The following is a 14,342-nucleotide window of genomic DNA, read 5'->3' as shown; positions in this document are numbered from 1 at the left end:
GTGTTATTTTATTTGCAGTTGGTAGCCGCAAGTATATTATAACATGGAGGTTTTTCATTATCACTCCACTAAAGCTTTTATACACCCCCAGCCTAGCTGGGGGTTTTATTGTGTTACAATAATAAAAGATGGAATTTTCCATCTTTATAATTTATGGAAAATTGGTTCCATTTGTTTATAAGTACAAAATTCTTTAAAACCAATTTTTCTTAATTCGTCTTTCATTTCTTCAATATAAGCACCTAAGTGTGCCGATTCATGACTATCACTACCAATGGTAATGATTCTACCACCTAAATCATGATAGAGTTTTAGTATCTTTCTTGATGGCATTAAATCATTAAGACCATAACGTATTGATGAAGTGTTCAGTTCAATTCCTTTACCATCTTCAATAATACATTTTAATATTGCTGTAATTATTTCTTTATTATTTTCAAAACCAGAGTAGCCATCTTTATTATCGTATCTTTTAATTAAATCAAAATGACCGATAACACTATAATCATGATAATTTTTTACTACTTCATACAATTCTTGATAGTATCTTTGATAGTATTGATCTTCGGTTTTATTTTTTTGAAAATCACCAGTCCAAAATTCTTTATCTTCAATTTGATGAATTGATAAAATAATAAAATCAAAAGTATAACGATCAAATAATTTTTTAAACTTATCGATAGTATGGGTTTGAATTCCAAACTCTAATCCTTTTTTTATTCTAATTTTATTATAGTATTTTTTAGTTAAATATTCTATTTTTTGAAAATATGCCGGATAATTAACATTAGGCACTGATTTTCCTTCAATAAAATCCGGATCGTCCCAATCCAATTTAATCCCATAATCTACATGATCTGTAAAACAAATCTCTTCAATCCCCTTCTCGATTGCATCTTTTACAACATCTTCCATTAAGTAGTCAGAGTCATCACTAAACTCAGTATGCAAATGGTAATCACAAAACATATGTCGTCCCCCTTTAGTATTCATTATAGCAGTTTTTTTAAGATTATTGCTAGATAATGCAAAAATAAAAAAATTTGTCAAATACCTGCTTATTTTTGGGAGAATTTTGAAAAAAACAAATCATTGTCATGTAATAACGTTTATTTTTATTCAAATGCAATTATAATAAACTCATAATGAATGATAAAAACTTAATATCAACAAAAATAATGCTTCCATTAATTATATCGCTTTATAAAACATTTTATACCTAAAATTAGATATTTAGCTTAAATTATCTTTCATTAATTAATAAATACCCATCAGTATTACTGATGGGTATTATCGTATCTACCATTCAATTACAACCTTTTAAAGCTTATTGTATTGTTCATCATCTACTGGTTCTAGCCATTCATTAGAAGAACCTGGAGCTGGAACTTCAATAGCAATATGGGCAAACCAAGAATCTTTAGCAGCGCCATGCCAATGTTTAACCTCTGGTGCAATATTAACAACATCACCTGGTTTTAATTCTTGTGCTGGTTTTCCCCATTCTTGATACCAGCCTTTTCCATCAGTAACTAATAAAATTTGACCACCTTTATGATGAATATGCCAATTATTACGACATCCTGGTTCAAATGTTACATTAGCTACACCAACACCATTACTTTTAGCTAATGGATTTAAAAAACTTTTTCCAATGAAATATTCTGCAAATCCAGTATTTTCTTCACCATTTTTAAATAAACTATTAAAATCACTCATTTTATATTCCTCCTATTTATTGGTAATTTCGTTAATTATAGCAATTGCATTTAACGTTCTTGGAAATCCAATATATGGTTGACATTGAGTAATTGTTTCCAATAACATATCACGTGTATTTCCAACTGTTAAATTTGCTTGAACATGAGCTCGTAATTGATTTTCACATCCTCCTAAACTTGCTAGCATAACAACAGTAAGTAATTCTCTTCTTGCTAATGTTAAACCATTACGAGTATAAAAATCTCCAAAACAATATGCTGATAAATAATCTTGAATATGTTTTAATTCAGCTGGAGCATTATCGTGATTAGCTTGAATATTTTTTCGTCCAAAAGCTTCACTTTGAACATCAAATCCTTTTTTAAAACGAGTATCTAATGTTACTGTTCCTTGTTTTTCTAAAGGTAAAGCAATATTTTTACTTACAAATACTTGATTAATCACATCTAATGCATCTTCGACTTTTCCAAGACCAACATATGGTGTACATTGATAAACAGCTTCTTTGATTGAAACTGGATCAACATCAGCATTAATTGCTCCAATAACATGTTCTTTTAAAGTATTTAAAGTGTGATTAGTTGTATCAACAACAATTAAAATTAACTGTCTTAATTTTAAATCTAATGAACCATGTTGATAAACATCATTATATAAATAGTTTTTCATGATTTCTTTTAATTCAGGATCATTTGTTAATTGTTCATCTTGATCATGAAGTAAATCATATAATTTATTTCCTTCCATAAAAATCCTCCTCCAGTACATTAATTATTTTTTGTTAATTGATAGATAAGAAAATCGATGATATCTAAATTTTTTTGTTGAAGATGAATATTGTCTAAAATAATTTGTCGTTGTTTTTTTAAAATTGATAACTGATTATTTTTATTTTTAGAATTTATAAAATCAGCAATCATATCTTTTTTCAATCCAATTTTTTTTAAAGATATGATCATACTCAATCTTTCAATATCATCATCACTATAGTTAATGTCACCATCTACTACATTAATATCATCAAACAGACCAGCGTTTTCAAAACTTTTTAATGTTGCTTTAGAAACATTAAACATTTTGCATACTTCATCACTTTTCACCAGGTCACCTCCATCAATCATTTCTAATTACACTTATATTTTAATAAGATAGCCTAAATATGTCTAATACTCATTTTGTATTAAAAGTAATGCTTTTAAAGCATTACTTTTTCAAAGACATTTTTAATTTTTCAATAAATCGAGAAGTTGCTGGTGAGAAAATCTGATGTTTTTTCCAAACAACAACAGTACCCGTTTTTAGTGATGGTGAAAAAGGAATAAAACAAGTATTACTATCACCTAAATTATTTATTAATTTTTCAAAACAAATTGCATATCCAATTCCTTCTTCTACTAATATTGCAGCGTTATAAATTAAATTGTAAGTTGCAATTATATTTAAATGTTCATAATCTTCACCAAACCAGTTAGCAATTTCATTTTGTACAATCATTCTTCGAGTACTAAGTAATGGCAAATCTATTAAATCCTGTGGTGTTACACTCTCCTTACTTGCAAGCTCACTATCTTTTGGAGCTAAAATTCCCCAAACCTCATGATGAGGTAAACGTATAAACTCATATTTTTCAATATCTACTGGTTCAGTTAATAAACCAATATCTATAAGCCCCTTATCAATCCTTTCTTTTATATCATCAGCATTACCACTAAAAAGATTATATTTTATTTGTGGATAATCTTGTTTAAATTCTCGAATCATTCTAGCAATAATATGCATCGCATTAGTTTCACCACTTCCAATAAAAATCTCCCCAGTGACTAAATCATTGCGTTCCAAAAATTCTTTTTCTGTTTTTTTAGCAAGATCAACAATTTCTTCAGCACGTCGGCGTAATAACATTCCTTCATCAGTTAAAACAATTCTATTTTTACCTCTAATAAAAAGTTGTGCATCCAATTCTTCTTCCAATTGCATCAATTGTCTAGATAAAGTTGGTTGGGTTATATGTAAAAACTTAGCAGCTCTAGTAATGTTCTCTTCACGAGCTACTGCTAAAAAATATTTTAAAGTTCTAATTTCCATAAATACACCTGCCTTTTACAATCATTTTACAATTATTTTATAATCATCGCTATTATTTCCTTCTAGAAAATTATAAATTCTATTTAATAAAATGATTTATAATGCTTATTTATTTGCATTATAATGTATAAAAATGTTAGATTATGTGATACCATGTAAACTGAAAGGAGAATTATTGAATGAAAAAAATATTAATTATCTTTATTACATGTTTTTTATCATTAAATCTAGCAGGATGCAGCAGTAATAAATCATCATCAAAAAAAGAATCACTTGAAATGAGTGAAGAACAAATAGAAAAAATAGAAAAAAATCTAAAAGATAACGACGTCGAAGATTACTATAATGCTGGTGAAGGTGTTTATTATAGTGAAAAACCATTTCAATATGTTTTAAGCCCAACTTCTGATAATTTAACATATTATTCCCTTGTCTATAACTTAGAAAAAGACATTTTTTATCTACGTGATTATACTTATTATGAAAATCATGGCCTTTGTTATAACATCGATACAAAAAAAGTTATAGATATTAGAACGCTAACATATGATGAAGAAGATTATCAGGATGATTTCAACATTGAAACATGTGAAGATTTTTTAGATTATACCGTCGAACTTTCTGGTGTTAGTTTAGATGATTTAAAAGCATTTATGAAATCAAAATTAGCTATTAAAAGATTAAAGTTCAAAAAAACAACCGATGAAGAAATAATAGCTAGAGAAACTATTAATAAAAAGATGATTCCAAATAATATCAAAGCTTCCGCTATATCTGTTGATAGCGAAAATTATAAAAAAGCCCAATTGGAAAAAGAAAATGATGATTACGAAACTATTACAACTATTACTTATGATACAGAAAAAAATCTTTTCTATCTAACAGACCATGATTACTGTAAAGAAAATTCCGTATATTATAATATTGATACTCAAAAATTTATTAATAGCGATACTTTAGAACCATCAAATTATAATGACCAGATGGTAATTACTAATTGTAAAAGACTTCTTAAAAACATTACTGATTCACTAGAAATATCTACAGATGAATTAAAAAACTATTTAAAAGACTTATTAAAAACATCAAATAAAAGTAAAAACAAATAAAAAATTAATCTCGGTATATATTGCTGAGATTTTTTATGTCTTTATAACTATTTCAAATAGTTTTTATTAAAATTTGTAAACAATATTTACAAATTTTTAATTTTTAACAAAGAATTTTTGTTAATAGTATTAAAAGTCGTCTAATCTTGCTAGTAAAAATATTTTTTTAAGATTATTATATGGCTGTAAAGAAAAGAAAGAAGGTAATTCAAGATGGATGTAAATCAAATCAATCAAAATGCTATCAATTCATTACATCATTATTTTGAAAATGACTATGCAGATAAAACAATTGAAGCTTCTACGAAGCCATTAACTCAAGATGAAATTACAGAGATAGTAAAGAATCAAGCAAATATTTGTAAAACAAAAAATGCCTCACTAGAAGTTTTAAGAAAAAATATTAATATTAAAGCCAAAGAATCTTTAGATAACGTTGTTAACGAAAATAAGACAGCAAAGAAAAAGAAAAACAAATTATCATTTGACCAATACCATAAATTACTTCAAGATGAAAAAATGCGTCAAATTAATATTGTTGAAGCTTTAAAAGCTACTAAATTAGGTTAATAATCTTATAAATGTTTACCATTTATAATTGATTATTTTATATAGAATTATTATTTATCAAAATGATATATGAGAAAGAAGGAATGTACTATGAATACTAAAAAAATTAATGAACAAGCTATTGAATCTTTAAAAAAATATTTTAATGAAAACAAAGAAATCTCTAAAGAAGATATGCAACCAATGACAAAAGAAGAAGTAACTAATATTGTTGATTCTGAAATTTCAAGATATAAAGCTAAAATTGATGAATTAAATGAATTAAAACATAAAATTTCACAAGAAGCAGAAGAATCATTTGAAAAAATTTTTGGTAAAACAAAAGTTGAAGAAAAACATCATCATTTAAATACTGATGAAATGGAAAAACAACTAAAAGAAAATGCTGAACATCAAATAAACGAAATGAATAAAATCAAAGAAGAAAAAACTCAAAAATAAAAGATTTAGATTAAAAGTCACTAGAAAAATTATTCTAGTGACTTTTAATATTTTTCAATATCTTCTACATTAGATTTAAAAACTCCAATTCAATTACTACAGTAACTATATTAAAATTTTCTTTTTTATATGAATATTTTTAATATTTCTAAAAATCTAGTAAATTCATTATTAAAGTAACATCCAGTCTCTAACACTTTTTCAAATAACAGAATTTTACCCAGCCAATTTCATTATCTTTTATCACATAAGCATATGGTCCAAAAATACCTATTAACTTAACTAATTCCCCTTTATTTAATCCGACCATACAATCAACATAATCATCTAAACAATAGGTTTTATTATCTTTTTGATACAAAAATTCATTTTTTATTTTAAAAGTCTGATTAGTATCTATTTGTCGACATAATGTGAAGTTTTTACCTGCTTTAATTACCTGAACTTCAAAACTAGGCCAAGCAACCTTATGAACATCTTGTTTTTCGACTAATACATCTACTTTGGCTTGATAAATTGGCAAAGGTTGAACATAATCTGTCAATAATTTATATTCATTTCCATTTCCTTCTATAATCAACGCATTCAATTGACTAATTGATTTAACACCGGTACCACCGTCAATACAAATAATTCTTTTTTCTTTATCAATAATGATATTGTTATCAATTCGATTTTGGTGGTGATTAGATGTTGGTAAATGACCAACCACAACATACTCATCTAAACAATGCCCATCTTGATAAAAAGTACGCATTTCAATCAAGGAACTCAAACTAGAATTTTGCCAATCTATCCTTTTTTCTAATCCGGCATGTACAAAAATAAAATTATTTAAATGTAAAGTTGTTGGTAAAGTTCTTAAATACTCAAAACATGGTTTTAAATATTCTTTGATTATATCCTGTAATTGTTTGGCTGGTAATTGAGTATAATCGATTTCCAAAGCCGAAAGCGCCTGACGAATTATACCACCCTTCCCTACATGATTTAAATAATGAACAATATGACTAGCATAATTTTCATTATTTACGATCTTTTCAATTGCATATTCGCAATTTCCTAAAAGAACATAAACACGGTCACTTTGACGTTGTAATTGCATTAAATAATCTATCATTTCCAAGGCCTGATTTCCTTTTTCAATAAAATCACCTAATATAACCAAATAATCATCTTGGCAATAATTAACTTTTTTTAACAGTTCAATAAAACGATCTAAATGACTATGAATATCACTAACAACAATACAACGATATTTTCCCTCTATTCTTTTTTCAAGATGTCTAACTTTAATCATAAACTTCACCTCATGAAATAATATATCACAATCTTTCAGCCAATGTTATAAATATTACTTTAATTAATTGTTATTATAAGTTAATTTGTAATTTATTATTTTTATCAGTATAATTATATTAATATTAAACAAGTGAGGTATAAAAAATGTTAGAAGCTATAAAACAACGTCAAAGTATTCGGAAATATCAAAATACTCCTGTTGAAACAGAAAAGATTAATTCTCTTTTAGAAGCAGCAATGAATGCACCAACTGCAAGAAATACTCAGGAATGGAAATTTGTTGTTATTACAAATCGTGAAGCTTTAAATGATATGTGTAATCTATCTCCTTATACAACAATGATGAAAGAAGCTCCATGTGCTATTTTGGTTTTAGCCGATTTAGAAAAAGCCATTAATAAAGAATATGGCTTGATTAACTGTGCTGCTGCAATTGAAAATTTAATTATTGAAGCTATGCATCAGGAATTAGGAACTTGCTGGTGTGGTATTGCTCCTGTTGAAGAAAGAATAGAAAAATTTAAAAAATATTTTAAATTGGCAGATAATGAATATCCTGTTGGGGTGGTTGCTGTTGGTTACAGCAATGAAAAAAAGCCTTTAATTAATAACTTTGACCCTAAAAAAGTTCGATATTATAAATAAGCAGCCTAGTCTGCTTTTTCATTAAAAAAAGAGGTATAATATGCTATTAATTCATAAAATTGAACAAACCCATTTTTCAGCTACTGAAGCTATAATTATTGACTATATATTAGATCAAGGACTAAATATAAAAAATATGTCAGCAAATAGTATTGCCAAAGCAACATATACATCGCCACCTTTATTAGTAAGAATTGCTAAAAAACTAGGTTATCATGGCTGGAATGACTTTAAGGATGCTTTTATCAATGAATTAGAATACTTATTTAAAGAGCAAAATATTGATGCCAGTATTCCTTTTGTCGTAAGCGATGATATTATGACTATTGCCCATAATATTGGACAATTACAAATTGAAACAATTCAAGATACTATATCGCTTATAAATCATGATGATTTACAGCAAGCCTTACGCTATTTACGTGATTGTAAAGAATTAGATATTTATGGCGTATCTAATAATCTATTATTAGCTGAAGAATTTAAAGCAAAATTATTTTATTTACATAAAAATGTTAATATTTGTCATTTGCCTGGAAATGCTAAAGTCCAAGCAGCAATGAGTACAAAAGAATATTGTGCTATATTAATTTCATATTCTGGAGAAACTAACTATATTATTGATGTTGCTAAAATTTTAAAGAATATGCAAACCCCAATTATCGCTATTACTAGTATCGCTGATAATAATCTTTCTAAATTAGCTGATGTTACATTAAGAATTTCATCACGAGAAATGTTATTAACTAAAATCGGTGACTTTGCAACTACTACATCAATAAAATACATTTTAGATACTTTATATGCTGGAATATTTTCATTCGATTATCAAAAAAATTTAGATTATAAAATCCAAATTGCAAAACTCGTTGATGATCGCCACTCTGGTTATGAATTTATTGATGAAGATGAATAAAATATGAGTTTTCTCATATTTTTTTCATTTACATCTTTAATTAATCAAAAAAAGTGCTATTATATATTATACATGGTCCGTTGGTGAAGTGGTCAACACACATGGTTCTCATCCATGCATTCAGGGGTTCGAACCCCCTACGGACTACCAATAGAAATCAAAGAGTCCTATTTTATAGGACTTTTTTAATTAGACTTTTTAACAACACTTATAAAAATACTATTAAACAATCTTTTTTATCTCCATCAATTCCTCATCTCACTACTATAAAAATTCCTTGACTAAAAGTAAAATAAATTTTTTAAATAATATCAGTTATTCTAATTTTGAATAATTAATTATAGATAATAAATATTTTACATATCTATTTTTATTTATATATAATAATCACGTGGAGGAAATTTATGAAATATATAACTTTAAACAATGGTTTAAAAATGCCAATGGTTGGTTTAGGAACCTGGGATCTTTGTGGAGAAAAAGGCAAGCAAAGTATTATTAATGCTTTAAAAACTGGATACCGTTTGATTGATACTGCACAAATGTATGGAAACGAAGATATTGTAGGTCAAGCAATTATTGAAAGCAAAATTCCTAGAGAAGAGATTTTTATTACAACTAAACTAAATCGATCTTGTGCTGGTTATCATGAAGCAAAAAAAGGAATTTTGAGATCTTTAAAAAATCTACAAACTAATTATATTGATCTATTATTAATTCATGAGCCATATCCAGAAGCATTAGAAATGTATAAAGCAATGGAAGAAGCTTATTTATTAAAAAAAGTACGAGCTATCGGTATTTCAAATTTTCATAATGATAACTATGAAAATTTTATTTCCACCTGTAATATTAAGCCTGCCGTTAATCAAATAGAATCCCATGTTTATTATCCACAACTTTCTTTTAAACAAAAAATGGATAATGATGATATTCAAATGGAATCATGGGCATGTTTTACAGAAGGAAGAAAAGATATTTTTAAAGAACCAATTTTAATAAAAATTGGTCGCAAATACCATAAGTCTGCAGCCCAAGTTGCCTTAGCATATTTAATTCAAAATGGAATTGTTGTTATTCCTAAAACTTCACATCTTGAAAGAATGATTGAAAATATAAATATTTTTGATTTTAATTTATCTGATGAGGACATGGCACAAATAAAATTATTGAATTTAAATCATTCGTTATTTAATTGGTATGATTAATAAATTATAAAATGGAGGAATTTATAATGGAAAATACGTTAAATTTAGTTACAACATGGGATAAGACCTTTCCTAAAAATAATAATATAAATCATCAAAAAGTAACTTTTCATAACCGCTATGGCATTACATTAGTAGCCGATATGTATACACCTAAAGATATCGAAGGTAAATTACCAGCACTTGCAGTTTGTGGACCATTTGGTGCAGTAAAAGAACAAGCTAGTGGTTTATATGCTCAAAGCATGGCAGAACATGGATTTTTAACAATTGCTTTTGATCCATCATTTACTGGAGAATCAACTGGAACTCCAAGATATATGGCTTCACCTGATATTAATACCGAAGATTTTCAGGCTGCTATCGATTTTTTATCAACACACAAAGATGTTGATCATGAAAGAATTGGAATTATCGGTATTTGTGGCTGGGGTGGTATGGCTATAAATGCAGCAGCATTAGATACTAGAATTAAAGCAACTGTAGCTGCTACTATGTATGATATGTCAAGAGTTAATGCTAATGGCTATTTTGATAACGATGATAACGAAGAGGCTAGATATCAAAACAAAATAGCATTGAATAACCAAAGAATCATTGATTATCAAAATCAAAATTATAAAAGAGCTGGTGGGGTTGTTGATCCTTTACCAGAAGATGCACCATATTATGTTAAAGATTACTATGATTACTATAAAACTAATCGTGGTTATCATCAAAGATCATTAAATTCTAACGAGGGATGGAACACAATTGGTTGTATGTCATTTATTAATCAACCAATACTTGCTTATTGTCATGAAATAAGAAGTGCTGTTTTATTAATTCATGGTCAAAAAGCTCATTCTTGTTATTTTAGCGAAGATACTTATAAAAGATTAAAAGGTGATAATAAAGAATTAATGATAATTCCAAATGCTGTTCATACTGATTTATATGATAATTTAGATGTTATCCCTTTTGATAAAATGGCAGAATTTTTTAAAGCAAATTTAAAATAAGGTTATTTAAAAAGGTAGTAGAAAATTTTATTTCCACTACCTTTTTAATATCAATAACAAAAATCTATGCACTCATTTGTTTAATTGCTAAATCAATCCGTCTTAATGTCTCTTCTTTACCTAAAATATGAGCAATTTCAACTGCTCCACCAGGAGTAAAAGCTTTAAAAGTTAAAGCAACTCTTAATGGAAACATGATTCGACCATTTTTTACTTCTTTTTCTTTGGCTAAATTGACAAACAATTGATGTAGTTTTTCATCATCATCAAAACTATTAAAATCAATTAGCTTTTCTTGAATCCACAATAGAGCTTCTAAAGAATTCTCTAAATTTGTTTTCATTTTTTTATTTTTAAATAAACCGGCATCATAATTACATGGTTCATCGATAAAATCAATCATTGATTCAATTTCTGCAAGATAAGAAATTCTTAATTGTAATACTTTACTAAGTTCCATCAAATCAACATTACGATGAATTAATCGTTGATAATATGGCATAGCTAATTGATGAAATTCTTCTAATGAAAGCTTTCTTAAATAAATCCCATTCAACCATTTCAATTTTTCTAAATCAAAAATAGCTGGTGCTTTAGAAATTCTTTTAACATCAAATTGTTTAATTAATTCATCTAAAGAAAAAATTTCTTCCTCACCTTCTGGTGCCCAGCCAAGTAAGGCTAAATAATTGATGATTGCTTCACTTAAATATCCTTGTTTAACAAGATCTTGATATGAAGCATCACCATTACGTTTTGATAATTTATGCTGTTCATCTTTCATAACCGGTGGCACATGAATATAGGTTGGAATTTTCCAATTAAAAGCTTGATAAATTAAATTGTATTTAGGCGTACTAGATAAATACTCATTTCCACGAATTACATGTGTAATATGCATCAAATGATCATCAACGATATTAGCAAAATTATATGTTGGATAACCATCACTTTTCAATAAAACCCCTTCATCTAATGTATTATTATCAACAGTAATTTCACCATAAACTTCATCATAAAACGTTGTATTTCCTGAAGGAATAGTTTGTCTAATAACATATGATTTACCTTCAGCAATCATTTTCCTAGCAGTTTCAATTGATAATTCTCGACAAGGATCATGATCATTTTCATCATCTTGATTACAAAAACAATAATGAGCACCACCTAATTCAACTAACTGATGAGCATATTTTTGATATATTTCTAAACGTTTCGATTGAATATATGGTCCATATGGTCCAGAAATGTCCGGCCCTTCATCATGCTTCAATCCAGTGTCTGCCAAAGTTTGATAGATCATCTCTATCGCTCCATCAACTTGTCTTGCTTTGTCAGTATCTTCTATTCTTAAAATAAATTTACCATTTTCTTTTTTAGCAATTAAATATTCATATAATGCTGTTCTTAAATTTCCTATATGCATATATCCAGTTGGACTTGGTGCAAATCTAGTTCTTATTTCCATAAATTCCCTCTTATCTCTTGTATTTTAATTAAAAAAGTTATAAAATAATATCTGTTATTGGGGTATAGCCAAGCGGTAAGGCATCAGACTCTGAATCTGACATTTCCTTGGTTCGAATCCAAGTACCCCAGCCAATTGATTATTAAGCAGGTTTTTCCTGCTTTTTTTATTATATTCCTATTTATATAAAAAAGAAACTGAAAAATCAGTTTCTTTCAAGCTGTTGATAAAACATATATCAATGTTTTTATTTCCTTTCAAAACTATCAATTAAATATTCATCTTATATCAATTGATTTTAAAAAAATTTCTGAAGCTTGATTCATAAATATATTTTTTGTTTCATAATCTGGATGAGTATACCTGTCTAATGTAATTTGAATATTTGAATGTCCTAATATTTGACTTAATACTTTTATATTTAGATTATTTTCAACACATAAAGTAGCAAATGTATGTCTTAACATATGAAAATTACCATCTTCTATTTCTGCTGACTTAATATATTTTTTAAATTTTTTTTCTAATAATCGCGGCTCGATAAACTTATCTGATCTGCCGGTTAACAAGTAATGATCATTATTCTTTTTATATTTTATAAGTATTCTATATAGATAATCTGAAATAGGAATTTTTCGTAAAGAACTATGTGATTTTGGGGATGTTTCAATAATTTTTGTTTTAGGTTTATTATCATCAAAGTTTTTTACACGCTGCATTGTTTTTTCTATATAAATATAATTTTCATTTAAATTAATATTTTCCCATTTTAATGCACAAATTTCACCAACCCTCATACCTGTCATTAAAGCAATAAATGTACCTAATTTACATAAATCACTTTCCATATCTGTATATATTATCATTAACAAATTATATATATCACTTTTAGAAAATACAGATACCTTATTGTTGAATGACTGTTTTGGAGGAATTATTACTGCATTTATTTTTATATCATGATTTATCTCGATATATTTAAAAATGTTTTTTAAAATTAATAATGTATCTTTAATTGTTTTTGTTGAAAGAGGTTTTCCTCTTGTTCTTTTTATTGTCATCAAATTGAAAATAAAATCATTAATTTTTTGTGTAGTAATATCTTCAATTTTTATTTTTCTAAAATAAGGAATTATGTAATTTTTCAATGAATTATCATATTTTGTTAGTGTACTCTCTTTTAAATTACGTTTATTATTTTCAAACCAATGATGGATATAAAATTCTAAATGTTCTGTTGGCGTTATTAAATGGTTATAGTCAACCTTTTTTAAAATATCCAGTCTTTTATTTTTTACATCTGTATAAGTTTTTGCATAAACAGAACCATATATTTTTGTGCCATCTTTCTTATATCCTTTAATATATCTTGCTTCCCATCTTCCATCTTTACGACGAAATATACTTTCACCTTTTCTTGGCATATACACTCTCCTTTTTTATAAAATGTTTTATTACATATTTGTTACATCAATATGAATTTTATTGCACATTATAAAAAAGAGAATTTTTCAATTATGCTTTTGATTTCATATAATTAAATTATCGAGTAAAATAATCATCGTTAACTTTAGTAAAAATCTATTTTTTTCATCGACGTCATTACTTAAATAAAAAAAGAATAATCATGCTTATTTTTCAACCTATTTCATTAACACTAATGTAAATTTAACATTGAACACAAAACAGCTAATATCAATACTACAAATATATATTGTAAAAATTAAAAAATCATAATAAATCCTCAACTTACTCTTCTATTATAAAAGTCAAGATAATTTGACCAATTTGTTGCAATTAAGTGTTCTCAGTTTTTTTAGGATTTAATTTATCTTTGATTCGATAAGATGGACCTGTGATATTAAATAAATATGA

15 protein-coding genes and 2 tRNA genes are annotated in these 14,342 nt (G+C 26.8%); 9 read left to right on the top strand and 8 right to left on the bottom strand.

The window, feature by feature from the left end; genetic code table 11:
* Window positions 1-144: 144 nt before the first annotated feature.
* The 5 genes from B5E92_RS13330 to B5E92_RS13310 form a co-directional block, all read right to left on the bottom strand.
* The gene (locus tag B5E92_RS13330; protein ID WP_087303014.1) at window positions 145-969 is read right to left on the bottom strand and encodes a histidinol-phosphatase HisJ family protein; all 825 of its coding nucleotides are present in this window, start codon (window positions 967-969) and stop codon (window positions 145-147) included.
* A 351-nt stretch (window positions 970-1,320) separates the two neighbouring features.
* The gene (locus B5E92_RS13325) at window positions 1,321-1,719 is read right to left on the bottom strand and encodes a cupin domain-containing protein (protein WP_087303012.1); all 399 of its coding nucleotides are present in this window, start codon (window positions 1,717-1,719) and stop codon (window positions 1,321-1,323) included.
* Window positions 1,720-1,731: 12 nt separating this feature from the next.
* On the bottom strand, window positions 1,732-2,469 hold the full coding sequence (locus B5E92_RS13320) for a carboxymuconolactone decarboxylase family protein (protein WP_087303010.1): 738 nt from the start codon (window positions 2,467-2,469) through the stop codon (window positions 1,732-1,734).
* Window positions 2,470-2,489: 20 nt separating this feature from the next.
* Window positions 2,490-2,822: a MerR family transcriptional regulator gene (locus B5E92_RS13315; RefSeq protein WP_087303008.1), complete on the bottom strand. Its 333-nt coding sequence runs from the start codon at window positions 2,820-2,822 to the stop codon at window positions 2,490-2,492.
* A 103-nt stretch (window positions 2,823-2,925) separates the two neighbouring features.
* Window positions 2,926-3,807, bottom strand: coding sequence for a LysR family transcriptional regulator (locus B5E92_RS13310; RefSeq protein WP_087303006.1), 882 nt, complete (start codon window positions 3,805-3,807; stop codon window positions 2,926-2,928).
* A 179-nt stretch (window positions 3,808-3,986) separates the two neighbouring features.
* Here B5E92_RS13310 and B5E92_RS13305 point away from each other — a divergent pair, with 179 nt between their 5' ends.
* From B5E92_RS13305 to B5E92_RS13295, 3 genes are all read left to right on the top strand, one after another.
* Window positions 3,987-4,916, top strand: a complete 930-nt coding sequence (locus tag B5E92_RS13305; RefSeq protein WP_087303004.1) for a hypothetical protein — start codon at window positions 3,987-3,989, stop codon at window positions 4,914-4,916.
* Window positions 4,917-5,129: 213 nt separating this feature from the next.
* Window positions 5,130-5,486, top strand: a complete 357-nt coding sequence (locus B5E92_RS13300) for a hypothetical protein (RefSeq protein ID WP_087303002.1) — start codon at window positions 5,130-5,132, stop codon at window positions 5,484-5,486.
* A 90-nt stretch (window positions 5,487-5,576) separates the two neighbouring features.
* Window positions 5,577-5,927, top strand: a complete 351-nt coding sequence (locus B5E92_RS13295) for a hypothetical protein (protein ID WP_087303000.1) — start codon at window positions 5,577-5,579, stop codon at window positions 5,925-5,927.
* Between the two features lie 190 nt (window positions 5,928-6,117).
* Here B5E92_RS13295 and B5E92_RS13290 read toward each other — a convergent pair whose 3' ends face one another.
* Window positions 6,118-7,227, bottom strand: coding sequence for a metallophosphoesterase (locus tag B5E92_RS13290; protein WP_087302998.1), 1,110 nt, complete (start codon window positions 7,225-7,227; stop codon window positions 6,118-6,120).
* 146 nt (window positions 7,228-7,373) lie between these two features.
* Here B5E92_RS13290 and B5E92_RS13285 point away from each other — a divergent pair, with 146 nt between their 5' ends.
* The 5 genes from B5E92_RS13285 (at window position 7,374) to B5E92_RS13265 (ending at window position 10,999) form a co-directional block, all read left to right on the top strand.
* Window positions 7,374-7,874: a nitroreductase family protein gene (locus B5E92_RS13285; protein WP_087302996.1), complete on the top strand. Its 501-nt coding sequence runs from the start codon at window positions 7,374-7,376 to the stop codon at window positions 7,872-7,874.
* 40 nt (window positions 7,875-7,914) lie between these two features.
* Complete coding sequence (locus B5E92_RS13280) at window positions 7,915-8,790, top strand: MurR/RpiR family transcriptional regulator (protein ID WP_087302994.1); 876 nt, start codon at window positions 7,915-7,917, stop codon at window positions 8,788-8,790.
* 74 nt (window positions 8,791-8,864) lie between these two features.
* A tRNA-Glu gene (locus B5E92_RS13275) sits at window positions 8,865-8,940 on the top strand.
* A 254-nt stretch (window positions 8,941-9,194) separates the two neighbouring features.
* A complete protein-coding gene (locus B5E92_RS13270; RefSeq protein ID WP_087302992.1) occupies window positions 9,195-9,998 on the top strand; it encodes an aldo/keto reductase in 804 nt (267 codons plus the stop codon).
* A gap of 26 nt (window positions 9,999-10,024) precedes the next feature.
* Window positions 10,025-10,999, top strand: a complete 975-nt coding sequence (locus B5E92_RS13265) for an alpha/beta hydrolase (protein WP_087302990.1) — start codon at window positions 10,025-10,027, stop codon at window positions 10,997-10,999.
* Window positions 11,000-11,063: 64 nt separating this feature from the next.
* Here the strand turns inward: B5E92_RS13265 and gltX are convergent, their stop codons facing one another.
* Window positions 11,064-12,467, bottom strand: coding sequence for a glutamate--tRNA ligase (gene gltX / locus B5E92_RS13260; protein WP_087302988.1), 1,404 nt, complete (start codon window positions 12,465-12,467; stop codon window positions 11,064-11,066).
* Window positions 12,468-12,525: 58 nt separating this feature from the next.
* Here gltX and B5E92_RS13255 point away from each other — a divergent pair.
* Window positions 12,526-12,601 (top strand) — tRNA-Gln (locus tag B5E92_RS13255).
* A 144-nt stretch (window positions 12,602-12,745) separates the two neighbouring features.
* Here the strand turns inward: B5E92_RS13255 and B5E92_RS13250 are convergent.
* Window positions 12,746-13,891 (bottom strand): site-specific integrase, encoded by a 1,146-nt coding sequence (locus B5E92_RS13250; RefSeq protein ID WP_087302986.1) that lies wholly within the window; start codon window positions 13,889-13,891, stop codon window positions 12,746-12,748.
* Window positions 13,892-14,342 lie beyond the last annotated feature (451 nt).

Origin of the sequence: Erysipelatoclostridium sp. An15, assembly GCF_002160675.1 — a bacterium.
GTDB classification, from domain to species: domain Bacteria; phylum Bacillota_I; class Bacilli_A; order Erysipelotrichales; family Coprobacillaceae; genus Thomasclavelia; species Thomasclavelia merdavium.
This window is presented reverse-complemented; position numbering and strand designations above follow the sequence as displayed.